Below are 23514 nucleotides of genomic sequence, written 5' to 3'. Positions count from 1 at the left end.
GTGCTATCCGAGCGGGTTTCTGGCTTTATCCGCTCCGGCAGGATCGCGATCAGCTATCGGGCTGCACCCGCAGGGGCGGCCGCATCGACTCACCCTACGGCTGCCACTGCGGATCCTTGCCGCTCAGCTTGCGATCTAGGAAGAAGGCGGTACTGATCAGTGCCAGGTGCGACAGCGCCTGGGGCAGGTTGCCGAGCGGGTAGCCGCGCTTGTCCAGTTCCTCGGCATAGAGACCCAGTGGATTGGCGTAGCCCAGCAGCTTTTCGAACTCCAGGTGGGCTTCGTCGACGCGACCGGCGCGGGCCAGGCATTCGACGTACCAGAAGGAGCAGGCGACAAAGGCGCCTTCTTCGCCCTTGAGGTTGTCCGCTGGCGTGTCCGCCGGGTTGTAGCGGCGGATCATGCCGTCGTAGGCCAGGTTGGTCTTGATGGCGTCCAGGGTGGACAGCCACATGGGATCGGTGGCGCTGACGAAGCGCACCAGCGGCATCAGCAGCAGGGCGGCGTCCAGGCTCTTGCCGTGACGGGTCGAGGTGAAATGACCCAGCTCGGCGTTCCAGAAGTTGTCCCAGATGTCTTCCTGGATGGCGGCGCGGGCGGCGTACCAGCGTTCGTAGGGCATCGGCAACGAGCGCTTGACCGACAGCCGCATGGCGCGGTCGATGGCCACCCAGCACATCAGCCGCGAATGCAGGAAGTGCTCGGGATCGCCGCGCATCTCCCAGATCCCGGCGTCGGGCTGGTTCCAGTGCTCGCAGACGTGGTCGATCATCCGCACCACCTCCTTCCAGCCCTGGTGGGAGATGGCTTCGCCATACTTGTTGGACAGGTAGATGGCGTCCATCAGCTCGCCATAGATGTCCAGCTGGATCTGCTTGTAGGCCTCATTGCCGATGCGCACCGGACTCGAGTCGGCATAGCCGGCCAGGTGGTCGAGGGTTTCCTCGGGCAGGTCCAGGCCGCCGTCCAGGCGATACATGATCTGCAGCTTTTCCGGGGCGCTGTGGCTGTTTTCCACGCACTGGCCCACCCAGTGGGTGAAATCCTTGGCCTCCTGGGTGTAGCCCAGGCGCATGAAGGCGTAGACGGTAAAGGAGGCGTCGCGGATCCAGGAGGCGCGATAGTCCCAGTTGCGTTCACCGCCCAGGGCTTCGGGCAGGCTGAAGGTGGCGGCCGCGGCGATGGAGCCGTGCTTGCAGGAGGTCAGCAGCTTCAGCGCCAGGGCCGAGCGGGTGACCATCTCGCGCCAGCGCCCCTGGTAGTGGCTCTTGGCGGCCCAGGAGGTCCAGTAGGTCAGGGTGTCCTCGAAGCAGAGATCGCTCTGGCCGGCGACGACCTTGTCGTCCTTCTCGCAGCCAAAGACGAAATCCAGCTGTTCGCCCTGTTCCAGTTCGAATTCGGCCAGGGCGGCGTTGCCGTCCACCTGCAGGGTGACGCTCGACGCCAGGCGCAGGGTCGGCTGGCCCGCGGCCTCGAACAGGGCGCCGCCGTCCACCAGGCGGGCGCGGGTCTCGGCGCGGGCATAGTCGTGGGCCGGGGCGCAGACCAGGCGGAAGCGGCAGCGTCCGGCCACCACCTGCACGCGGCGGACGATGCGCGGCTGGGTGTCCTCGCTGCTGCACACCGGCATCAGATCGGTGATCTCGGCGACGCCTTCCGCCGACAGCCAGCGGGTCTGCAGGATATTGGTGTCCGGCAGATAGAGCTGCTGCTCGCGGGCGTCTTCCCAGACCGGCGCCAGGCTGAAGTAGCCGGCCTTTTCCGAGTCGAGCAGGGCGGCGAATACCGAGGGGCTGTCCAGATTCGGCCAGCAGAAGTGGTCGATGGTGCCGTCGGTGGCGACCAGGGCGCAGGTGCGCAGGTCGCCGATGACACCGTGGGCGCCGATACTGCGGCGGGCGTGCACGGAGGTGGAATCAGCCATTGTCTTCGAATCCCGGATAGAGGCACATGCCGCCGTCGACGAACAGGGTGGTGCCGACGATGTAGTCGGCCAGGTCGCTGGCGAGAAAGACCGCCACATTGCCCACGTCATCGACGTGGCCGACGCGCTTGTAGGGGATCAGCTTGAGCAGTTCGCGGGCCTTGGCCTCGTCGCCGGTCACCTCTTCGTTGATGGCGGTGGCGATGGCGCCCGGGGCGATGCTGTTGACGCGAATGCCCTCGGCGGCCACTTCCTGGGCCAGGCTGCGCATCAGCAGATTGACCCCGCCCTTGGAGGCAGCGTAGTTGACGTGGCCAGCCCAGGGAATGACCTCGTGCACCGAGCTCATGTGGATGATCTTGCCCAGGGCGCGGGAGATGCTTTCGTCGCGGCCCTGCTGGCGGAACTGGCGGATCGCCGCCCGGGCGCAGAGGAACTGCCCGGTGAGGTTGGTGTTGATCACCGTGTTCCAGTCCTTGAGCGACATGTCGGCCACGGCCGCATCCTTTTGCAGGCCGGAATTGGCGACCAGGATGTCCAGGCGGCCGAAGGCTTCCAGGGTGCGATCGAACAGCGCCTGGACCTCGGCCTCGTCGCCGACGTCACCGCCAACGGCGATGGCGCGACCGCCGGCGTCCTGAATGCGCTTGGCCAGTTCCTCGGCCGGTTCGGCGCTGGAGTGGTAATTGATGGCGACGGCGGCACCGGCCTTGGCCAGGGCCTCGGCGACGGCGGCGCCGATCCCGGAGCTGCCGCCGGTGACCAGGGCGACCTGGCCGTTGAGGGAAAGCTGCATGTCCAGACTCCTGCACGGGAAAAGGTGTCTGACTGCTGACCGTCCCGCTCGCGTCTAGGTTCAGCCCGCGAGCGTTGCCGGATGTTCAGGCCGGGGTCGTGCGGAACAGGCTCATGCGGCGCTCCAGGTCCTCGGCCAATTCGGCCAGCTGGCGACTGGCGCCGGCGATCTGCTGCGAACCGCTGGCGGTTTCCAGGGTGGCCGAGTGGATGCGGTTGATGTTTTCGTTGACCTCTTCGGCCACGGCGGTCTGCTGGGCCGCGGCGGTGGCGATCTGGGCATTCATGGCGTTCACCGAGCCGACGTCCGCCTGGATGGCCGCCAGGGCCGCGACGGCGCGCTGGGTCAGTTCGGCGGTCTCGTGGGCCTGGCCGCGGCTCTCTTCCATCTGCGCCGCGGCGCGTCCGGCGCCTTCCTGGAGGGTGGCGATCATGGCGCGGATCTCGCGGGTCGATTCCTGGGTGCGGGTGGCCAGGTTGCGGACTTCGTCGGCGACCACGGCGAAGCCGCGGCCCTGCTCGCCGGCCCGGGCCGCCTCGATGGCGGCGTTCAGCGCCAGCAGGTTGGTCTGCTCGGCGATGCCGTTGATGACGGCGACGATGTTCTCGATGCTGGCGCTGTCGCTGGAGACCTGCTGCACGGTGACGCTGGCCTGTTCCAGGGCCTGCACCAGCTGGCCGATGGCCTGGCCGGAACTGGCGACCAGCCGGTTGCCGGTGTTCACCTGGGCACTGGCATTGCCGGTGGCCTGGGCGGCCTGGGCCGCGTAGCCGGCGACCTCGCCGATGGTGGTGGCCAGCTCGGTGACCGCGGCGGCCATGTGCTGGGCCTGGTTGGATTGCACATCGGTGTGGCGCTGGTTGGTCTGGGCGGTGCCTTGCAGCTGGGCCGCCGCCGCGGCGACCGAGCTGGCGGTATGGCGTACCTGGACGATGGTCTCGCCGAGGTGCGCGGTGGCGCTGCCCAGGGTGCCCATGACGCTGTTCGGATGGCGGGTGGCGGGGCGCTCGTCCAGGCGGCCCTCGGCCAGGCGGCGGATGGCGGCGGCCACGGCGTGGGGTTCGCCGCCCAGGGTGGCACCCATCTGGCGAATGATCAGGATGGAGACGGTGACGCTCAGCAGCAGGGCGAGGGCGCAGGTCACCAGCATCAGCCAGCGGAAGCCGCCGGCGATGCCGCGGACTTCGGCCAGGTGGCCGCTGGCGATGGCTTCTTCGTGATCGATGAGCGCATTGACGCGCTTGAGCCACTCGACATAGGCCGGCGAGACGCGCTCCAGCAGGAACACCCGGGCGCCATCCAGATCGCCGGCCTGGCGCAGCTGCAGCAGGCGCTCGGTCAGCGGCAGGGCGGTGCCTTCGATGTCCTTGATGGCCGCCAGCAGGCGCTGCTCCTCGGGCGTGGCGCCCTGGCTGGCGAACAGCTGATCCATGGGCTCGGCGGACTGGCGATAGAAGGCCTTGAGCCGATCGATGTCGGCCAGGCGACTGGCCAGGGGCGCGGCGTCGTGGATCAGCACGGTATCGCGGATGGCGATGGCGCGGTCGTGCACGCTGCCGCGGAAGTTGATGGCGTAGCGCTGCTTGAGGCTGGCGCCCTGGCTGACGGCGGTCAGGGTGTCATCGATGACGCCGACGCGCTGGACGCCGACGAGGGTGATCAGCAGCATCAGCACCAGGATCAGGCCGAAGCCCAGGCCCAGGCGGGCGGCCATGGAAAGAGGGGTACGCATGAAAACCTCAACGCTCCAAAGTATGTGACATGGATCACATTTTGCGGTAAAGGTTTGCGCGATAAGTTTGTTTCGGGCCGAGCGGTCATCCCCCGGGTATGAATGGCCCCTTGGCAGCAGGGCTGGATTCAACTGTACTGGCGCGGCTCCGTCAGCCGGTCGCGCTTGGCCAGACCCGGGAACAGCTTCATCCAGACCCCGGTGATCACCAGGGTGCCGACACCGCCCAGCACCACCGCCGGCACCGTGCCGAAGAAGTGCGCGGTGACCCCCGACTCGAATTCGCCGAGCTGGTTGGAGGCGCCGATGAACAGGCCGTTGACCGCACTGACCCGGCCGCGCATGGCATCCGGGGTCTCCAGCTGGACGAAGGAGCTGCGGATCACCACGCTGACCATGTCGGCGGCGCCCAGCACCACCAGGGTGGCCAGCGAGAACCATAGCGAGGTGGACAGCCCGAAGGCGATGGTGGCGACGCCGAACAACGCGACCGAACCGAACATGATGCGGCCCACGTGGCGATTGAGGCTGACGTAGGCGAGCAGGAAGGACATGCCCAGGGCGCCCACGGCCGGCGCTGAGCGCAACAGGCCCAGGCCCCAGGGACCGGTGAGCAGGATGTCGGCGGCGAACACTGGGAGCAGGGCGGTCGCGCCGCCCAGGAGCACGGCGAAGAGATCCAGGGAGATGGCGCCGAGCACGTCCGGGCGACTCTTGATGAAGCGGATGCCGGCCAGCAGGTTGTCCAGGGTCGGCTTTTCCTTCTGGCTGGGCGTCTGTCGCGCCGGCAGGCTGGAGACCAGCAGGATGGCGATGCCATAGAGCACCAGCGCCGGGCCATAGACCCAGGCGGCGCCCAGGGCATAGAGCAGGCCGCCCAGGGCGGGGGCGATGATGGTGGCGCCCTGCATGGCCGAGGCCGCGGCGGCGATGGCGCGGGGAAAGATCGCCGGCGGCACGATGTTGGGCAGCAGCGCCTGGGTGGTGGGCTGTTCGAAGGCGCGCGCGGTACCCAGGCAGAAGGCCAGGATGAAGATCAGTTCGCGGGTCACCGCCTGATTGAGGCTGCCCACCAGCAGCACCAGGGCGATCAGGCCCTGGCCGGTCTGGCAGAGGGCGGCGACCCGGCGGCGGTCGTAGCGATCGGCGACATGCCCGGTGTGCAGCATGAACAGTACCCGCGGCAGGAATTCCACCAGCCCCACCAGGCCGAGATCGAGCACGTTGCCGGTGAGGGAATAGAGGTGCCAGCCGATGGCGACGGTGAGCATCTGGAAACTGCCGGCGGTGCAGATGCGGGCGAACCAGAAGGCGACGAAGGGACGGTGGTGACGCAGCTGCAGGGTATCGCCGGACATGACTGGGGCTCGCGAGGGCAGAGGCGGCATCTTAAGCCACCCGGGGACTGATCGTCATACAACTGCGGGGTGCGACAGCCTGCCCGATGCGACATCCAACCACGTAAGCAAATGTATCGAGGAGGTCTATCCTAAAGCCTGACGTTGATCCACGTCAGCTTCCGACCTGGTCCAATGGGCTAGCGGCGGTGGCGCCTTTTTAGCGTCCCGCTAGAACCCCAGGCGACGCCGGAGGTTCGAACCTCGGTCAGCGTCAACTCGACCGGCTACCCTCGATGGCCGGCGTGCCTGAGAGGAAAAGCTATGTTCGGCCTCGAAGCCCTGGATCTCGCCCGGATCCAGTTCGCCTTCACCGTGTCCTTCCACATCGTCTTCCCGGCGCTGTCCATCGGTACCGCGAGCTTTCTCGCCGTGCTCGAAGGGCTGTGGCTGAAGACCGACAACCACGTCTACAAGGATCTGTATCACTTCTGGCTGAAGATCTTCGCGATCTTCTTTGGCATGGGCGTGGTGTCCGGTCTGGTGATGGCCTATGAGTTCGGCACCAACTGGAGCGGCTTCGCCGACTATGCCGGCGCCGTGACCGGTCCGCTGCTGACCTACGAGGTGCTCACCGCCTTCTTCATCGAAGCCGGCTTTCTCGGCGTCATGCTGTTCGGCTGGAATCGCGTGGGTCGCGGCCTGCACTTCTTCTCGACGGTGATGGTGGCCATCGGCACCCTGATGTCGACCTTCTGGATCCTGTCCTCCAACAGCTGGATGCACACCCCGAGCGGCTTCGAGATCGTCGATGGACGCATCGTTCCGGTGGACTGGCTGGCGGTGATCTTCAACCCGTCCTTTCCCTTCCGCTGGGCGCACATGACCATCGCCGCCTACCTGTCGGTGGCCTTCCTGGTCGGCGCCTCGGCGGCCTGGCACCTGCTGCGCGGCAACGACAACCCGGCCGTGCGCAAGATGTTTTCCATGGCCATGTGGATGGCCCTGCTGGTGGCCCCGGTACAGGCCTTCGTCGGCGACGCCCACGGCCTCAACACCCTGGAGCACCAGCCGGCCAAGATCGCCGCGATGGAAGGCCACTGGGAGAACCCCCCGGGCGAAGCGACCCCGCTGATCCTGTTCGGCTGGCCGGACATGGAGCGCGAGGAAACCCGCTTCAAGGTGGAAATCCCGGTGTTGGGCAGCCTGATCCTCAAGCACAGCCTCACCGAGCCGATCCCGGCGCTCAAGGACTTCCCCAAGGAAGACCGGCCGCCGGCCTATGTGGTGTTCTGGTCGTTCCGCATCATGGTCGCCCTGGGCATGCTGATGATCGCCGCCGGCCTGTGGAGCGCCTGGCTGCGCTGGCGCGGCAAGCTGTTCGAGACCCGCGCCTTCCTGCGCCTGGTCACCTGCATGGGGCCGGTCGGTCTCATCGCCCTGCTGGCCGGCTGGTTCACCACCGAGGTGGGCCGTCAGCCGTGGATCGTCTACGGCCTGTTGCGCACCAAGGACGGGGTGTCCAACCACAGCGTCACCCAGCTCAGCATCACCCTGGTGGCCTTCGTGGTGGTCTACTTCGCCGTGTTCGGCATCGGCACCCTCTATGCGCTGCGCATGATCGGCAAGGGTCCGCACACCGGTGAAGGCGACCTGCCCACCTCCGGCGGTCCGGGCACCGATCGTCATCCCAAGCGTCCGCTGTCCGGCGCCGATGGCGGCCTGGAAGAAGACAACCCCACCGACCAGCTGACCGGAGACCGCACATGAACGGCATCCCTGGCATCGACCTCCCGCTGATCTGGGCGATCATCATCATCTTCGGCCTCATGATGTACGTGGTCATGGACGGCTTCGACCTGGGCATCGGCATCCTCTTTCCCTTCGTCAAGGGCAAGGAAGACCGCGACGTCATGATGAACACCGTGGCGCCCATCTGGGACGGCAACGAGACCTGGCTGGTACTCGGCGGGGCGGGGCTCTATGGCGCCTTCCCGCTGGCCTACTCGATCATCCTGCCGGCGCTGTACCTGCCGCTGATCTTCATGCTGATCGGCCTGATCTTCCGCGGCGTGGCCTTCGAATTCCGCTTCAAGGTCCAGGAAGGCAAGGAAGCCCTGTGGGACAAGTCCTTCATCTTCGGCTCGCTGCTGGCCAGCTTCTGCCAGGGCGTGGCCCTGGGCGCCTTCATCGAAGGCTTCCCGGTGGAGAATCGCCAATACGTCGGCGGTCCGCTGGACTGGCTGACGCCCTTCTCGGTGTTCTGCGGCCTGGGCGTGATCGCCGCCTATGCGCTGCTGGGCAGCACCTGGCTGATCATGAAGACCGAGGGTCCGCTGCAGGCGACCATGCGCCGCCTGACCAAGCCGCTGCTGTTCCTGTTGCTGGCCTTTACCGCAGTGGTGAGCATCTGGACCCCGCTGAGCCAGGCGGCCATTTCCGCCCGCTGGTTCAGCATGCCCAACCTGGTCTGGTTCCTGCCGGTGCCGATCCTGGTCGGCGTGGTGACCCTGGCCCTGCTGCGCGCCATCCTGCGCGAGGATTCGCACCATGCGCCCTTCCTGCTGACCCTGGCGCTGATCTTCCTCGGCTACAGCGGTCTGGGCATCAGCCTCTGGCCGAACATCATCCCGCCGGCGGTTTCCATCTGGGAGGCCTCGTCGCCGCCGCAGAGCCAGCTGTTCCTGCTCATCGGCACCCTGTTCATCATCCCCATCACCCTGATGTACACCTTCTGGGGCTACTACGTGTTCCGCGGCAAGGTACGCGCGGGGGAGGGCTACCACTGATGGTCGGCCGCTCGCGCGAACCCAATCCCGCGGACAACAAGCCGCTCTGGCAGCGGCTGGCCTGGATGGCCGGCATCTGGGCCTGCAGCCTGGTGGCGCTGGGCGTGGTGGCCTGGGTGCTGCGCTTGGTGCTGACGGCGGCGGGGCTCAAGTCGCACTGACCCCTCGGGTGTTTCGGTGGATGAGGCTGCGCCGTCATCCACCCTACGCGGGGTTTGTCCTGGCGTAGGAAACCTATCCTGCACGCCGGATTGCTCCCTCTCCCGCTGGCGGGGGAGGGTTAGGGTGGGGGCGGTTAGCTTGGTCGCCAAGCTGATTTGCGGTGTGCTCGGTGAGCTTTTGTTCCGCCCCGCCGGGCGGGTCACTTTTGCCAGTCGCGGCAAAAGTAACCAAAAACGCTTGCCCTGGTCATCCGGCCCTACGCTGCGCTCCGGGTCCCCTCACTCCGCCGCCCTTCCGGCGGGCCAGCGTCGAAGGGCCGTCCTGGCCCTCGACGCCTTTCGCGGCCTCCTTGCCGCTCACCCACCTACAGAACGGCTGCGCTCGGCCTCCTGAACAGGGCGCTGGGTGCCGGCTGGAAGTGTCTTTTTAAAAGGCTGGTCAGTTCTTCTCTTCTCTTCTCTTCTCTTCTCTTCTCTTCTCTTCTCTTCTCATGTTTCTTGGCGGCACTAATTCAGTAGATCAGCAGGTTTGGAACGCAGGTCTGCTCTATGACGCCCAACTCTCAGCCGGCACCCCAGTGCCCCGTTTGGCCGGCCGAACGGCAGGGTCGAGGAGGCGGGTGAGCGGCATGGATGCCGCGAAAGGGGCCGAGGGCCAGGACGGCCCTTCGGCCCCGGCCCGCTGGAGCGGCGCTGACGTGAGGGCATCCTGCGCAACGCGCAGGAGCGGCCAGTCGGGGCGAGCGTTTTTGGTTACTTTTTGCGCGACTGCAAAAAGTGACCCGCCCGGCGAGGGCGGAACGGGAAGTATCAGCAGACACCTAAAATCAGCTTAGCGAGCAGCGCCCCCCCCACCCCAGCCCTCCCCCGCAAGCGGGAGAGGGGGTTGTTCGGCGTGAAGGGGACGAACGACGCGAATCAGCCCGGCTCCTGACTCAGTCATCTATGAGAGCCCAACTCCCCAAACCTACAACTTTTCCCAGTTATCCCCCTCCCACCCGCCCGTTAGCCTGACCCCGTTCCCATCGAGACGAGGAAGGCATCCATGCAGGTTCAAGAAGGCTACGCCGGTTTCCAGGGCCACCAGACCTGGTATCGGGTCACCGGTGATCTGACCACAGGCCGGCTGCCGCTGGTAGTGGCCCATGGCGGGCCAGGTTGCACCCACGACTACGTCGACAGCTTCAAGGACCTGGCCGAGCACGGCTGGCCGGTGGTCCATTACGATCAGCTCGGCAATGGCCGCTCCACGCACCTGCGGGGAATCGATCCCGGCTTCTGGACGGTGGAGCTGTTCCTCGCGGAACTGAACAACCTGCTGCGCCATCTGGGCATCGCCGAGTACGTGCTGCTCGGCCAATCCTGGGGTGGGATGCTGGGGGCCGAGCATGGTGTCCGTCAGCCAGAAGGGCTGCGCGGTCTGATCATCGCCAACTCGCCCGCCTCCATGGCGCTCTGGCGCGAGGCCGCGGCCGGGTTGCGGGCCGAATTGCCGCCCGAGGTGCAGGCCACCCTGGATCGGCACGAGGCCGCGGGTACCACCGACTCGGCCGACTACCGCGCCGCCAGCCAGGTCTTCTATGCTCGCCACGTCTGCCGGGTGCAGCCGCTGCCCGCCGAGGTGGCGCGGACCTTCGCTGCCATTGATGCCGATCCCACCGTCTACCACGCCATGAACGGTCCCACCGAATTCCATGTGATCGGCAGTCTCAAGGACTGGAGTGTGATCGACCGGCTGGAGCGGATTCAGGTGCCGACGCTGTTGCTCTCCGGGCGTCATGACGAGGCCACGCCGGCCTGCGTGGAGCCCTTCGACCGGCTCATCCCGGACGTGCGCTGGCGTATTTTCGAAGCCTCTAGCCACATGCCCCATGTGGAAGAGCGCGAGGCCTGCATGGCGGTAGTGGCTGACTTTCTTGCCGAGGTGGAAGGCCGCTAGGTGTCCGCGTCCAGGGCGGCGGCGATCTCGTCGATGCGGCTCTGGCGATCATCGGCCTGCAAGCGCGGCCGTGGATTGAGCGCCGACCATTCCGGGTGAGCGCGGGCTACCTGCACCGCGGCCGGTAGCTTGCCCTCGCGCCAGCGTTGCTCGTCAGGGGCGGCCACCTCGATGGCGCCCTGGGCGGCATGGCCGCGGGTTTCCAGCGCCGCCAGCAATTGTCGCTGCCGGACGGCCAGCAGCCGCAGCACGGCATCGTCGATGGACAGTTCCCGTCCGCCGCGCAGCTTGCCGAACAGCCGCCGACCATAGTGGCCGCCGGTCTGCGCCAGGCCGCCGGCCAGGGCGCCCAGCACCGTCGCGGCGCCCAGGGTCAGGCCGCCCGCGAGCAGGTCTAGGCCCACTCCCGCCGCGGCGCCGGCCGCCACGCCGCCGCCCAGGCGGATGCCCAGCAGGCGCAGGGTTTCCGGATTGAAGAGATCGTCGCCCCAGCGCCCGTCCAGCAGCGGCAGGTCGCTGGCGTGGGCATCGCCCGGGCGAAAGCCGAACAGCCGCAGCAGGTCTTCCACGCAGCGCTGTTCGCGGGTGCGCAGGGCGTCGCGCAACTCGGCGGTCGCGGTATTCACCTCGGCTTCGCCAGGCGCCACGCTGCGCCGCGCGGCGGCGGCGTCCACCAGCAGTTCGGCGATCAGCCGCACCCCCTGCTGATGGCGGCGGCGGGCCTGCTCGGCGTGATCGGCGATCAGTCGTTGCAGCGCCGGGCGGCCGCTTTCCAGCAGCGTTGCCAGGCTTTCGTAGAGGCGCGCCTCGCCGTCCGCCGGCGGGGCGACGCTGTCGAAGCGCACCAGGGCGTGCAGGCCGAGGCGGGCCAGGGTGGCGCGCCAGTCGTCGGCGCGGTGGCCGTCGGCGGCGACGAAGTTGAGCACCGGCACCAGCGGGCGACCGCAACCGGCCAGCACCGCCAGTTCGTCGCGATACTTGGCCAGCACCGGCTCGCGGGCGTCGATCACATAGAGACCGGCATCGGAGGCGCGCAACTGACGAATCACCTTGGCCTCCTGCTCGAATCGCTGGCGGGCTTCCACGCTGTCGAGAAAGCGGTCGAGCAGGGTGGCGGCGTCCAGGCGTTCGCCGGGGCGCTCCAGTTGCTCGAGGTAGTCGCGCAGGGCGATGGCGTCTTCCAGGCCGGGGGTGTCGTAGAGTTCCAGCAGGGCTTCGCCATCCACCGACAGCCGCGCGCCCTCGACATGACGGGTGGTGCTGGGACGATGGGAGACCTCGCCGAAGTCGACGTCGCGGGTCAGGGTGCGCAGCAGCGAGGTCTTGCCGACATTGGTGTGACCGACCAGCGCCAGGCGCAGGGGGCCGCTCATGGATTCGTCTCCAGCCAGGCCAGTTCTTCGAGATCGCCGGTGCAGTGTGCCAGACGCAGGGTGTCCAGCGCCTGGCGCCAGTCGTCCAGGCGTACCGGATCGAGCTTGCCGCCCAGGGGCGCGGGCAACAGCCAGACGCGGGTGGCCGTGGCGCAGCGCGACAATTCAGCCAGCAGGGTCAGGGTACCGCGATCCGGCGAGCGGCGGGGATCGCAGGCGATCAGCAGGCGCCGGGCCGGATAGCGGGTCAGCTGTTCGAGCAGATGGCGCCGGCCCTGGCCGTCGTCGAGCACGCCGGCGTCACGCACGCCTTCGGGCAGCGGCGGCGGCCAGGTATGGTCGGTGAGTTCGATGCCCACCAGCAGCGCCTCGTCGCCGGTCCGGGCTAGGCCGCCGGCATCCTGCTGGGGCAGCTGCGCGGGCGCGGCGTCGTTGACGCCCAGGCGTTCGCTGGTGGGCAGCAGGCGTTCGCGCAGGTGCAGATAGCCGGGGCGCTCGACGTCCAGTCGCAGCCGCTGGCGACCGCGCCGCCAGCGCCATAGGCAGAGCAGGGTGAGCAGCAGCCGGGGCAGCAGGCCATAGACCAGCACCACGCCGAGCAGCCAGCCGGCCCAGGCCTGGCGTGCCGCGGCCAGGGGGCTGGCGGCATCGCCACTGGCGGCGATGCTGGCCGGGTCGGGCAGCGGAAAGCCTAGCAGCTGGGGCAGGGCGCCGAGGACCTGGGTCAGCAGCACGAAGGTGTCGCTGCCGAGCAGGGTGGTCTCCCAGACGAACAGATAGCTGCGTCCGGAGAGCAGCGCCAGCAGGGTCGCCAGGGCACTGCCGAGGATCAGCAGCCAGAGGCTGTGGACCAGACCGCCCAGCGCCCAGGGCAGCAGGCGGGCGCGACCGAGCAGCCCGACCAGCGCCGGACCCAGGTGCAGGGCGCGGGCGTCCCGCGCCAAGCGGCCGGAGAGCCACAGCCAGAGGCGCGCCAGCGGCGAGGCCAGCTGGCGGCCACCCCCCAGCAGGCCAAGGGCCCAGACCAGCAGGCTGAGGAGGTTGAGGCCGAGCAGACTGCCCATCGCCCAGAACACATTGACCGGACGACTGCCATCGCCCAGCGCCCCGGCGGCGAGCCCCGCGCCGCAAAACAACGCCACGATGCCCAGCAGCCAGGCGGCCAGCAGCGCGCCCTGGCGCCAGCGACGGCGTGCCGCCAGCAGCCCGTCGCGCTGACCGAGCAGACGGGCGCGCGTCACCAGTCGCGCCTCGAAGGGACCGCCGGCCGCGCGTGCCTGGCGATTGGCCTCGGCGTCTTCCAGCGGGCCGCTGTCTTCCTCGGTCAGGCGCAGGGCTTCGGTGAGCCAGAGATCCTCGAAGGCGGGGGAGGGGGTTGCGGTCACGCGTCGGCGCCCTTGCGGCAAAAACGCCGAGCATAGTCCCTGGCGCCCTGGCTGTTAACGCCTCTGTTATGCTCTGTCACCATGAAAACCTCTCTCCCCCTGAGCCTGATCGTCGCCGTGGCCGACAACGGCGTCATCGGCATCGACAATCGTCTCCCCTGGCACCTGCCGGCGGAGCTCAAATATTTCAAGGCCGTGACCCTCGGCAAGCCGCTGGTCATGGGTCGCAAGACCTGGGACTCCCTAGGCCGCCCGCTGCCGGGTCGGCTGAATCTGGTGGTCTCCCGTCAGACTGATCTGGTGGCCGAAGGTGCCGAGGTGCGGACGTCGCTGGCCGCTGCCGTGGAGCGTGCCGAGGCCTGGGCCCGGGAACGCGAGGCCAGCGAGATCATGCTGATCGGCGGCGCCCAGCTGTTCGCCGACGCCCTGCCGCTGGCCCAGCGGCTCTACCTGACCCGCGTCGCCCTGGCGCCGGACGGGGACGTGTTCTTTCCCGCCTGGAACGAGGCCGACTGGGAACTCGTCTCGCGGCAGCAGCATGCCGCCGAAGACGACCGTCCCGCCTATGCCTGCGAGGTCTGGGAGCGCCGGGCCTAGGGTCGGTCGTGACACCTGCGTGCTCTTGCCGATGTCTTCCGGTGCTAAGCAAAGCCTAAGGTTGCCCTGGCATAAAGGAGGCTGAGGCGAGCCGCCCGGGCGGCCGGAGGGTGCAGACGTGATGGCGATCGACAGCCAGATGCAGGCGACAACGGCAGGCACCCAACCTGCCCGTCCAGGCGCGACGGGCAATCCGACTACCTCGGCGGCCGACAGTGGCCAGACTGGTGCTGCGTCCAGTGGCAGCGCCGTCGCCGTGGACCTGTCGCCTGCCGCCCAGTTGATCGCCGGTCTGCTGCCGGGGCAATCGAACGGCAATGCCGATCTCGACGGCTTCATGCAGATTCTCCAGCAGCAGATCCGCAGCCAGGGTACCGATGCCGCCGTGCTCGGCGAGATGCCCGAGGGGGCCAGTCCCGACCGTATCCAGTTGGCGAAGCAGGCGGCCAATCACCTGCTGGTGAGCTATTACCATGACGACAGTCGCTATGCCGATGCCTCCACGCAGGATCCCTTCGCCAACCTGGACAGCAACAGCCTGGCGCGTATCGCCAGCGACGATTCCGGCACCTTCACCTCGGCTGAACGTCAGCTCGCCTATTTCGAGGGCGCGCAACGTGGCACCGATGCGGCCAACGTGGCCTTCTCCGGGCTCTCCCCGCAGAATCAGGGTGCCGCGTCCTGGAACTGGGCACCCGCCGCCACGGAAGACGCCGGCATCCTCGGTACGCTGAATCCCGGCATGCCGGATTGGCAACCCAATCAGTTGAGCAGTCAGCTCATCGATAGCCTGAGCCCCGGCGGCGTGGCGACCGCTGCCGCTCAGGAAACCGCCCAGCTATCGGCACCGACCTTTGGCGTCAGCACCAGGGCGGATGGCGCACCCCAATGGACGACGCAGCCGGCGGACGGGCAGGGCGCCGGCGCGAGCACCGCGCTGGATGGCAGTATCCTCACCCAGATGACCGGCACGACAGCCGCGCCGGCGCTGTCGCTCTATCGCCAGATCGCCGCGTTCGGTTGAGTAGGGTTGTTGGGCTCAGGTCTGCCTGTTGGGCTTCGACGATGAAGCTGTCTCAGTCCAACCTCCGGGGCGGTAGGTTGGGCTGAGCGCCAGCGAAGCCCAACATCGTGGCGTCGCTCAGATCGCCCGCAGCTTCTTGGCCGGCAGGTAGTCGCGGTGGACGCGCTCTTCCACCAAGTACAGCCAGCAGGGACCTTCCACCTGGGGAAAGAGGCGTACTTCCTGGATGCTGCTGGGCTTGGGTTCGCCATTGCCGACCTGCACGGCCACGCTCTGGCCGAGGCGGAAGCGCGGCACCACGCCGGCGTCCACCACGCTCTGCTCGGCCTTGGTCGCCGGACGGCCCAGGTATTCGCCCAGGTCCACCGGACCGGAGGGACCTTCGGCCACGGTGTCCACATGGAAGCTGTAGGCGGTGGCCAGGCCTTCGTCGCCACCGTGGATCTCGCCCTGCTTGATGCGCGACACGGCCTGGTCGAGGGCGGCGTCGAGCGTCAGTTCGTTGTTCGATTGCAGGGTGATGACGATGCGGCGTTCGAAGGGGTACTGGCTCATGATTTCGACTTTTTCGGCAGATAGGGAAAAGAAGGGACATCTTGTGCCCCCTTTGGCCGACCGCTGTCCAGCCGGGGGCGCCCGATCGGTGATCGCGTTTGCAACCCCGGGTGTCCAGGGGCCAGGCGGTCGCTAGGTTCTGTACCAAAAAGCGCCGAGCGAAGGTCAGGCGAGGCCTAGGCGGCCCCGCGAAAAAGGCTGAGGAAGCGGATCGGACTCGCGCTCGAGTTTACGAGCGGTAAATGAGCATTCCGATCGGACTGGCGATCCAGGCCTTTTTCAACGAAGCATCACCGAGCGCAGGCATTTTTCGTACAGAACCTAGTCCTTGCGCCGCTTGAGCTGGTCCTTCAGCTGGGTCGGCACCTCGCGAATGATCAGCAGATCCTGACCCTCGTCGTATTCGATGCGCGAGCCCAGCAGGTGCGCCTCGAAGCTGATCGACAGTCCTTCGGCACGCCCGGTGAAACGGCGGAATTGGTTGAGGGTGCGCTTGTCCGCCGGGATCTCCGGCGCCAGGCCGTAATCCTTGTTGCGGATGTAGTCGTAGAAGGCGCGTGGCGCCTCGTCGTCCATCAGTTCGGAGAGGGCATCGAGGGCCATGGGCTCGCCGCGCTTGGCCTGGCTGCTGGCGTAGTCCACCAGGGTGTCGGTCTTTTCCTTGGCAGCCTCTTCCGGCAGGTCCTCGCTCTCCACATAGTCGCTGAAGGCCTTGAGTAGGGTGCGGGTCTCGCCCTTGGCGTCGACGCCTTCCTGGCAGCCGATGAAGTCGCGGAAGTAGTCCGAGACCTTCTTGCCGCCCTTGCCGCGGATAAAGGAGATGTACTGGCGCGACTGCTTATTGTTGCGCCACTCCGAGAGGTTGATCCGCGCCGCCAGGTGCAACTGGCCCAGGTCCAGGTGCTTGGCGGGGGCCACTTCCAGACTCTCGGTGACGGTCACCCCCTCGCTGTGGTGCAGCAGGGCAATACTCAGGTAGTCGGTCATGCCCTGCTGGTACTGGGCGAACAGCACATGGCCGCCGGTGGAGAGGTTGCTGCTCTCCATCAGGCCCTTGAGGTGCTCCACCGCCTGGCGGCTGAAGGCGACGAAATCCTGTTCGCCTTCCAGATAGGCATGCAGCCAGCCGCTGAAGGGATAGGCGCCGGATTCCTCGTGGAACAGGCCCCAGGCCTTGTTGGGCTTGGCGTTGTAGCTGTCGTTGAGATCGGCCAGCAGATTCTCGATGGCCTGGGAGTCGGCCAGTTCGGCGTCCCGCGCGTGCAGGGTCGCGGGCTGGCCGTCGGGCTTCTTGTCGATCAGATGGACGATGGCGTGACGGATCGGCATGGCGGACTCGGTTAGCTGAGAGCCTGTTCAACGTCTCACGAGCTAGAGACAAACAAGGCGAAAATGGCTGAGGAAGCGGAGTTTACAGGTAGTAAATGAGCATTCCGAAGCCATTTTCAACGCCGTTTGGCCGACGCGCAGTAGACGTTGGATAGGCTCTGGGAAAGTCCGCCAGTCTAACGCTCCCGCGCCCTCGCGGGCAGGCCCCTGGCGCCGCAGGCTCAGCGCGCCGGCGCCGTCTGCTTTTCCTGCAGCGCATTGCCCAGGTGCCGGGTCATGAAGACCGCGGCCTCTTCACGGCGGTCCTCCAGCAGCAGATCGATCAGCTGCAGGTGCTCCTGGCAGCGGCGCTGGGCCTGCTCGCGATCCACCGACTTCTGGTATTCGATCAACCGACGCAGGCGATTGAGCCGGCGCAGCGCATCGAGGATGAAGGCATTGCCCGAGCAGCGGGCGATGGTCTCGTGCAGGCGGGTGTTGGCGTCGAAGATCTCTGCCGGCGAAGCCTCGAACACCCGGCCGGCGGCCAGCAGCGCCTGCTCGTCGCGGCAGCGCCGCAAGGCCTCGGCATCCAGGGTGAAGTCGGCTTCACGGATGCCGGCCGGCTCCAGCAGCAGGCGAAAGCGATAGCTCTGGGCATAGGCGTCGGGCGAGGTGAGGCCTTCGACGAAACTCCAGCCGTAGCCCGGCAAGCGCTCGGCCCAGCCTTCCTGGACGATGCGCCTGAGGATGTCGGCCAGTTGCCCGCGGGTGACCTGGTAGCGGCGGATCAGCTCGTTTTCCGTAACCTTGAGCGGCAACTCGCCTTCGATGCGATCGCGGGCGATGGTCAGGTACAGCCGCTCGCTGGCGGAGACCTCCTCGCGCGCCTGGGGTGTGGCGTCCAGGGCCGCGGCGGCCACGGCGAAACCGCCCTCGGGATGCCGCGCCAGCAGGCTCCGGTCGGCCATCTGCTGCAGGGCGCTGCGCACCGGCGAGCGCGACACCCGCAGGCGTTCGGCCAGGGCGCGCTCGGGCAGCCGGGTGCCCACCGCCAGCTGGTGCGAGGCGATGTAGGTGAGGATGTCGGGAATCAGTTGGGAGGCGAGGGTGCCCATGGCAGCGCTGGCGAATCGACCGGAAAGGTCAGGATGCTAGCACGGGACCCGCCGGGCGCAGCCGGCCCGGCGGGTTTCGCGGGGTCGTTCAGTCGCCGCTCGGGCTGACGTCCATGTCCTTGAGCTTCACCAGCCGGCTGCGGTGCTTGACGCGATAGCCGAGCCAGACGGCGAAAAACAGCGGCAGGCTGATGTAGGTGGCGGCCAGGCCGAGCCAGTCCACGCCGTTCGGTCCGAACAGGGCGGCGTAGTTCTGTCCCAGGGTGATCACCAGGCAGAGGGCGAAGGCCAGCAGCGGTCCGAAGGGAAACAGCTTGGCGCGATAGGGCAGGTCTTCCAGGCGGCGACCCTGGGCCAGATAGCCCTGGCGGAAGCGATAGTGGGACACGGCGATGCCCAGCCAGGCGATGAAGCCGCACATGCCCGAGGTGTTGAGCAGCCAGCCATAGAGCGCCTTGTCGCCCACCAGGGAGGTAAAGAAGCACAGGGCGCCCACCGCGGTGGTGGCGAGCAGGGCGTTGCGCGGTACGCCATTGCGCGCGACGCGGGCGAATAGGCGCGGCGCCTTGCCCTGTTCGGCCAGGCTGTGCAGCATCCGCGTCGAGGCGTACATGCCCGAGGTGCCGGCGGAGAGCACCGCCGAGAGGATCACCGCGTTCATCAGGCTGGCGGCGAAGGCCAGGCCGGCGCGCTCGAACAGCAGGGTGAACGGCGAGACCGAGACGTCGGTGGCGTCGTTCTGCAGCAGGCGCGGATCGGTGTAGGGGATCAGCATGCCGATGACGAAGATCGCCAGCACATAGAACATCAGGATGCGCCAGAACACCTGGCGGATGGCGATGGGCACGTTCTTGCGCGGATTTTCCGATTCACCGGCGGCGATGCCGATCAGCTCGGTGCCCTGGAAGGAGAAGCCGGCAATCATGGCCACCCCGACCATGGCCTGCAGACCGCCGACGAAGGGCGCCTCGCCCTGGGTGAAGATGGTCAGTCCTGGCGGTTCGATGCCGCTGAAGATGCCGAGGATGGCGGCCAGGCCCAGGCCGATGAAGACCACCACGGTGGTTACCTTGATCAGCGCGAACCAGAATTCGCTCTCGCCGAAGCCGCGCACCGACACCGCATTGAGCAGGAACATCAGGCCGAGGAACAGCGCGCTCCAGATCAGCCCCGGCACCTCGGGAAACCAGAAGCCCATCACCAGCTGCGCCGCCACCAGCTCGGCGGCGATGGTCACCGCCCAGTTGTACCAGTAGTTCCAGCCAAGGGCGAAGCCGAAGCCGTCTTCGACGAAACGACTGCCATAGATGGAGAAGGAACCCGACACCGGCTGGTAGGCGGCCATCTCGCCGAGGCTGGTCATGAGGAAATAGACCATCAGGCCGATCAGCGCATAGGCCGCCAGGGCGCCGCCCGGGCCGGCGGTGGCCACGGTGGCGCCGGAGGCGACGAACAGCCCGGTGCCGATGGAGCCGCCGATGGCGATCATGTTGAGGTGACGGGGCTTGAGCCGGCGCTGCAGACTCGGAGAGGCGGTGGACATGGGGTTTCCAGCTGGCAGTTGAAGGGGCCGGACGTTGGCTCTGGCGGCCATTCGCGGTCATGGGGCGCAGGGCGGTGCACCCACCGGCTGCGGCGACCTGCACGGGCAGGTGGCAAAAAAGCGGCGAAGCTTAGCAGGCTAAGGGCGTCAGGTGGGATGGCGGTCGTCGGTGCGCGGCTGTCGCAGTCCGATCATCGCCGGGCCGCGCTTCGGCTAGCATGGCCCAGGGTCCCAGCAGGCAGCGCAGCGTGATCGATTCAAGAACCTTTGGCAGCGGTATCCAGGGCAAGAACTACCTGCAGTTGCAGTCGATGCGACCGCGGCCGGAATTTTCCCGGCTGGTCGGCTTCGTCCTGCTCGATCATTTCTCCCTGCCGTCCTTTACCCAGGCGCTGGATACCCTGGTCACCGCCAACCTGCTGGCCGCCGGTACCTTCGCCACCCGCACCTATAGCCCGACCGGCGCCGAGGTGCTCAGCGACCTGGGCATCGTCATCCGCCCGGATGGTGACTACCGCGCGGCGGAGCAGGCCCGCTTCGACCTGCTGGTGGTCTGCGGCGGCCTGCGGACGCCGCTGGAGCTGGATCCACGGCTCAAGGCGCTGCTGGCGCGCGTGGCCCGGCAGCAGGTGACCCTCTGCGGCCTGTGGAACGGCGCCTGGCAACTGGGCCAGGCCGGGCTGCTGGATGGCTATCGCTGCGCCATCCATCCCGAACAGCGCAGCGCCTTCAGCGAACGGGTGCGCGGGTGCAAGACCTCGGCGGAAAGCCATGTGCTGGATCGCGATCGGCTCACCGCGGCCAGTCCCAGCGGCGCCTTCCACCTCTTTCTCGAATGGATCGGCGCCCAGTGCGGCAGCGCCCTGGCCGATGGCCTGGTCAACATCCTCGCCTTCGAGGAATCGCGCTTTCGCCAGGTCAATCCGACGCTCAAGGTGCAGATGACCCCGCCGCTGCGCGAGGTGGTGACCCTGATGGAGGCCAACATCGAGGAGCCCCTGACCATCGAGCAGCTGTGCGACTACGCCGGCCGTTCGCGACGCCAGGTCGAGCGGCTGTTTCGCGAGCAGCTCGATACCGCGCCCATGCGCTACTACCTGGAGCTGCGCATCACCGAGGGGCGCCGGCTGCTGCAGCATTCCACCCTGTCGGTGCTGGAGGTGGCGGTGGCCTGCGGCTTCACCTCGGTCACCCACTTCAGCAAGAGGTATTCGGCCTACTTCGGCTATCCGCCGTCCAAGGAGCGGCGGTTGAAGTATTGAACGCCCGGACCTGTCAGGGTGCTCAAGACAATGGCTGCAGGGTCAGGCGAAAGCCCAGGGCATGCGCCAGCTTGCTGATGGTGTCCAGGGTCGGATTACCTTCGCCACGGGTCACCTTGTACAGCGTCTCCCGGGCGATTCCAGTCTGACGGGACAACTCCGAGATATTGCGCGCTCGGGCCACGTCACCCAGGACCTTTGCCAGAAAGGCGGCATCATCAGGCGCCTCTTCCTGGGCGGCCTCGATGTATAGGCGGATGGCCTCTTCATCTCGCAGATGCTCGGCAGCGTCCCAGACGCGGGTCTCGATCTTGGTACTTGCCATGCGGGTCTCCTTCAAACGTGGTCAGCCAGAGACAGAGCGATTTCGATGTCTTTCTGTTGAGATTTCTTGTCCCCACCGCACAACAGGACGTAGGTCACGCCATCACGTTCTACATAGTAGAGACGGTATCCGGCGCCTGCGTCGATCTTGAGCTCCGACACACCCTTGGTCAGGTTGCGATGCTGGCCCGGATTGCCCTCTGCCAAACGGCCAATGCGTACGGCAATGCGTGCCTTGGCTTGGCGGTCGCGCAGGTGGCTGAACCAGGCATCAAAGATGGCGGTGGTTCGGATAGCTTTCATCTGTCCATTATAAGTGACAGTTGTTGAAGCACAAGAGGTTGATCAGGACGGGTGACCATAGCCATTCGGCACGGTCTGCCGCTGCTTTGCGTCGCGCTCCGCCGCATTCAGGCAGAGCAATCCCGCCAGGGCGAACAGCAGGCCGAGCAGCATGCCCGGCGCCAGGGGTTCGTCGAAGCAGGCCCAGGCCCAGAGCAGCGCCACCGGCGGACTCAGGTAGAGCGCGCCACTCACCGCCTGGGGGCTGCCCTGACGCAGGCACAGCCAGTAGAGGCCGAAGCCGAGCAGGGTCGGGATCAGCAGCCAGAGCACCGCCAGAGCGAAGCCGAGGGTCAGCGGCGGGGTCAGCGGTCCTTCCACCCCGGCCACCCCCAGCATCACCAGGCTGCTGGCCGCGAGCTGGATGAACAGTTGGGTCCGCAGCGCCAGTCGACTCGGCGGCAGGCGACTCTGCACCAGGGTCGCCAACGCCAGGGCCAGAGCGCTGCCCAGGGGCAGGGCATAGGCCCAGCCGGGGGCCACCCCCAGGCCCAGTCCCGCGCTGGTGGCCAGCAGGACGCCCGTCAGGCCCAGGCCCAAGCCGAGCCATTGGCGGCCGTTGGTGCGCTGGCCCGGCAGCAGGCAGCAGCCCAGCGCCACCAGCAGCGGCGACAGATCCGACAGCAGCGCCGCCAGCCCGGGTGAGACGCCCAGTTCGATGGCCTTGGCCGCCGGTCCTGCCGCGCCGGCAAAGGCCAGCACGCCGATGCCCGCCTGCTGACCGATGACCTTCAACGGCAAGCGGCGCACCTCGGCCCAGGCGAAGGGCAGCAGCAGCAGGGCGGCCAGCAGCAGGCGCCAGCAGGTCACCAGCAGGGTAGGGGCCTGATCCGCGGCATAGCGATAACCGACGAAGCCGGCGCTCCAGCAGAGCACCAGGGCGAGCTGGCGGAGCAGGGGGGAAGACAGGAGGGCAGGCATGCGCGGACTCCAGCTGACGGGATGCCTTGAGCCTGGCCCAGGGTGGTAATACACTCAAACGACATTATCGGTAGCTATGGTTCGATAAAAGCGCATCATGCCCGCACCTCTCGATATCGACGTCCTGCGCACCTTCCACACCATCGTGCGGCTGGGGCAGTTTCGCGCTGCCTCGCTGCAGCTCAACCGCAGCCCTTCGGCGGTGAGCAGCCAGATCCGCCGGCTAGAGGAGCAGACCGGCGGCCGGCTGTTCGAGCGCGACAACCAGGCCGTGACCCTGACCCCGCTCGGGCGCCGCGTGCTGCTGGAGACCGCCGACCTGTTGCAGACCCATGACCGCATCCTCGCCGGTCTCACCGGCCAGCCGGTGGTGGGGGAGGTGCGCCTGGGGGTGGCCGAGGATTATGCCGCGCGCCTGCTCAAGGCCGTCTTGCCGCGCTTGCAGGGCGAGCATCCCGGAATCGTCCTGGAGGTGCTCACCGGCAACAGCAGCCAATTGCGGCGCTGGCTCGGCCAGGGCCTGCTGGACCTGGCGCTGCTGGTGGGGCCGCCCCGCACCGACCGGGCGGACGGCGAGAGATTCGGCCATACCCAGCCGGTGTGGGTCGCCGGTCCCGGACTGCAGTTGAGCGCGGACGCCAGCGTGCCCCTGGCGCTGCACGGCGAGGGCTGCAGCTATCGCGAACTGGGCATCGACCTGCTGATCCGCCAGGGCCGGCGCTGGCATGCCGTGGTGACCAGCGCCGCCTCTTCGGCGCTGGAAGCGGCGGTCGAACTGGGGCAGGCGGTGGCCATCACCGACCGGGCACGCATGACCCCGCCGATGCGCGAACTGACGCCGGAAGAAGGCTTTCCCGCGTTGCCGGTGCACGAGTTGCGACTGGCCTCGCCACCGGGCGAGCGCAGCCCCGCCTGCGCCTCTCTGGCCGGGCTGATCGCCGAGGATTTCCGCATCTAGCCCGGCGGCCCGGCGTTTGACCGGGCCCTGGCCCAGCCACTAAGGTGGCCGCCTTGCCGCTCGACCCCTGGGCCTGCGCTCCCACCTCCGGCATGCGCGCCCCCTGTCCGCACGTCCGGTCCGCTA

Annotated in this window: 21 protein-coding genes and 1 pseudogene; 8 read left to right on the top strand and 14 right to left on the bottom strand. The window is 67.5% G+C overall.

Translation table 11 applies throughout. The features are described 5' to 3' along the window. Positions 1-94: 94 nt before the first annotated feature. The 5 genes and pseudogenes from CFE50_RS10385 to CFE50_RS10370 all read right to left on the bottom strand — a co-directional run bounded on the left by CFE50_RS10385 (position 95) and on the right by CFE50_RS10370 (position 5810). Positions 95-1924 (bottom strand): glycoside hydrolase family 15 protein, encoded by a 1830-nt coding sequence (locus tag CFE50_RS10385; protein ID WP_077171752.1) that lies wholly within the window; start codon positions 1922-1924, stop codon positions 95-97. After that, complete coding sequence (locus tag CFE50_RS10380; protein ID WP_077171753.1) at positions 1917-2720, bottom strand: glucose 1-dehydrogenase; 804 nt, start codon at positions 2718-2720, stop codon at positions 1917-1919. Before CFE50_RS10380 ends, CFE50_RS10385 begins: the two co-directional genes overlap by 8 nt. An 85-nt stretch (positions 2721-2805) precedes the next feature. Continuing rightward, positions 2806-3540, bottom strand: coding sequence for a methyl-accepting chemotaxis protein (locus CFE50_RS22810; RefSeq protein ID WP_502694696.1), 735 nt, complete (start codon positions 3538-3540; stop codon positions 2806-2808). 390 nt (positions 3541-3930) lie between these two features. Then, positions 3931-4434: pseudogene (locus tag CFE50_RS22805) on the bottom strand (MCP four helix bundle domain-containing protein); the annotation flags it as partial. Between the two features lie 146 nt (positions 4435-4580). Further along, positions 4581-5810, bottom strand: a complete 1230-nt coding sequence (locus CFE50_RS10370; RefSeq protein WP_286733261.1) for an MFS transporter — start codon at positions 5808-5810, stop codon at positions 4581-4583. Positions 5811-6113: 303 nt separating this feature from the next. Between CFE50_RS10370 and CFE50_RS10365 the strand changes: the two genes are divergently transcribed. The 4 genes from CFE50_RS10365 to CFE50_RS10350 all read left to right on the top strand — a co-directional run bounded on the left by CFE50_RS10365 (position 6114) and on the right by CFE50_RS10350 (position 10678). Next, positions 6114-7559, top strand: a complete 1446-nt coding sequence (locus CFE50_RS10365; protein ID WP_181086181.1) for a cytochrome ubiquinol oxidase subunit I — start codon at positions 6114-6116, stop codon at positions 7557-7559. Further along, positions 7556-8578: a cytochrome d ubiquinol oxidase subunit II gene (cydB, locus tag CFE50_RS10360; protein WP_007162565.1), complete on the top strand. Its 1023-nt coding sequence runs from the start codon at positions 7556-7558 to the stop codon at positions 8576-8578. Before CFE50_RS10365 ends, cydB begins: the two co-directional genes overlap by 4 nt. Further along, positions 8578-8739 (top strand): DUF2474 domain-containing protein, encoded by a 162-nt coding sequence (locus CFE50_RS10355; RefSeq protein ID WP_017640936.1) that lies wholly within the window; start codon positions 8578-8580, stop codon positions 8737-8739. Before cydB ends, CFE50_RS10355 begins: the two co-directional genes overlap by 1 nt. Positions 8740-9784: 1045 nt before the next feature. Continuing rightward, positions 9785-10678: a proline iminopeptidase-family hydrolase gene (locus CFE50_RS10350; protein ID WP_286733252.1), complete on the top strand. Its 894-nt coding sequence runs from the start codon at positions 9785-9787 to the stop codon at positions 10676-10678. On the opposite strand, the gene CFE50_RS10345 is transcribed toward CFE50_RS10350, so the two are convergent. Both CFE50_RS10345 and CFE50_RS10340 read right to left on the bottom strand, forming a co-directional pair. After that, the gene (locus CFE50_RS10345) at positions 10675-12051 is read right to left on the bottom strand and encodes a GTPase/DUF3482 domain-containing protein (protein WP_286733249.1); all 1377 of its coding nucleotides are present in this window, start codon (positions 12049-12051) and stop codon (positions 10675-10677) included. The two genes, CFE50_RS10350 and CFE50_RS10345, sit on opposite strands and share 4 nt — an antisense overlap. Continuing rightward, positions 12048-13436: a DUF2868 domain-containing protein gene (locus tag CFE50_RS10340; protein ID WP_286733248.1), complete on the bottom strand. Its 1389-nt coding sequence runs from the start codon at positions 13434-13436 to the stop codon at positions 12048-12050. Before CFE50_RS10340 ends, CFE50_RS10345 begins: the two co-directional genes overlap by 4 nt. A gap of 81 nt (positions 13437-13517) precedes the next feature. On the opposite strand from CFE50_RS10340, the gene CFE50_RS10335 reads away from it, so the two are divergent. Next, positions 13518-14033 carry a dihydrofolate reductase gene (locus tag CFE50_RS10335; RefSeq protein WP_027601329.1) on the top strand — a complete coding sequence of 172 codons (516 nt, stop codon included), beginning with the start codon at positions 13518-13520 and terminating at the stop codon, positions 14031-14033. A 121-nt stretch (positions 14034-14154) separates the two neighbouring features. Then, positions 14155-15057 carry a hypothetical protein gene (locus tag CFE50_RS10330; protein WP_286733365.1) on the top strand — a complete coding sequence of 301 codons (903 nt, stop codon included), beginning with the start codon at positions 14155-14157 and terminating at the stop codon, positions 15055-15057. A 117-nt stretch (positions 15058-15174) separates the two neighbouring features. Here the strand turns inward: CFE50_RS10330 and CFE50_RS10325 are convergent, their stop codons facing one another. From CFE50_RS10325 to CFE50_RS10310, 4 genes are all read right to left on the bottom strand, one after another. After that, a complete protein-coding gene (locus tag CFE50_RS10325; RefSeq protein WP_007162558.1) occupies positions 15175-15612 on the bottom strand; it encodes a hypothetical protein in 438 nt (145 codons plus the stop codon). Positions 15613-15933: 321 nt separating this feature from the next. Beyond that, positions 15934-16941, bottom strand: a complete 1008-nt coding sequence (gene yejK / locus CFE50_RS10320; protein ID WP_286733243.1) for a nucleoid-associated protein YejK — start codon at positions 16939-16941, stop codon at positions 15934-15936. A 221-nt stretch (positions 16942-17162) separates the two neighbouring features. Then, a complete protein-coding gene (locus CFE50_RS10315; RefSeq protein WP_027601326.1) occupies positions 17163-18038 on the bottom strand; it encodes a GntR family transcriptional regulator in 876 nt (291 codons plus the stop codon). A gap of 88 nt (positions 18039-18126) precedes the next feature. After that, positions 18127-19581: an amino acid permease gene (locus tag CFE50_RS10310; RefSeq protein ID WP_286733240.1), complete on the bottom strand. Its 1455-nt coding sequence runs from the start codon at positions 19579-19581 to the stop codon at positions 18127-18129. A gap of 218 nt (positions 19582-19799) precedes the next feature. On the opposite strand from CFE50_RS10310, the gene CFE50_RS10305 reads away from it, so the two are divergent. Then, positions 19800-20843, top strand: a complete 1044-nt coding sequence (locus tag CFE50_RS10305) for a GlxA family transcriptional regulator (protein WP_286733239.1) — start codon at positions 19800-19802, stop codon at positions 20841-20843. 22 nt (positions 20844-20865) lie between these two features. Here CFE50_RS10305 and CFE50_RS10300 read toward each other — a convergent pair whose 3' ends face one another. The 3 genes from CFE50_RS10300 to CFE50_RS10290 are packed head-to-tail and all read right to left on the bottom strand — an operon-like array spanning position 20866 to position 22430. Next, entirely contained in the window at positions 20866-21168 is a 303-nt protein-coding gene (locus CFE50_RS10300; protein WP_286733237.1) for an addiction module antidote protein, read from the bottom strand. A gap of 11 nt (positions 21169-21179) precedes the next feature. Further along, on the bottom strand, positions 21180-21470 hold the full coding sequence (locus CFE50_RS10295) for a type II toxin-antitoxin system RelE/ParE family toxin (protein ID WP_278439185.1): 291 nt from the start codon (positions 21468-21470) through the stop codon (positions 21180-21182). Between the two features lie 42 nt (positions 21471-21512). After that, a complete protein-coding gene (locus CFE50_RS10290) occupies positions 21513-22430 on the bottom strand; it encodes a DMT family transporter (protein ID WP_286733235.1) in 918 nt (305 codons plus the stop codon). A 97-nt stretch (positions 22431-22527) separates the two neighbouring features. Here CFE50_RS10290 and CFE50_RS10285 point away from each other — a divergent pair, with 97 nt between their 5' ends. Further along, positions 22528-23388, top strand: coding sequence for a LysR family transcriptional regulator (locus CFE50_RS10285; RefSeq protein ID WP_241809671.1), 861 nt, complete (start codon positions 22528-22530; stop codon positions 23386-23388). Positions 23389-23514: the final 126 nt, after the last annotated feature.

The sequence above is a fragment of the Pseudomonas sp. PGPPP4 genome (assembly GCF_002256045.1).
Lineage (GTDB): Bacteria > Pseudomonadota > Gammaproteobacteria > Pseudomonadales > Pseudomonadaceae > Chryseomonas > Chryseomonas oryzihabitans.
This window is presented reverse-complemented; position numbering and strand designations above follow the sequence as displayed.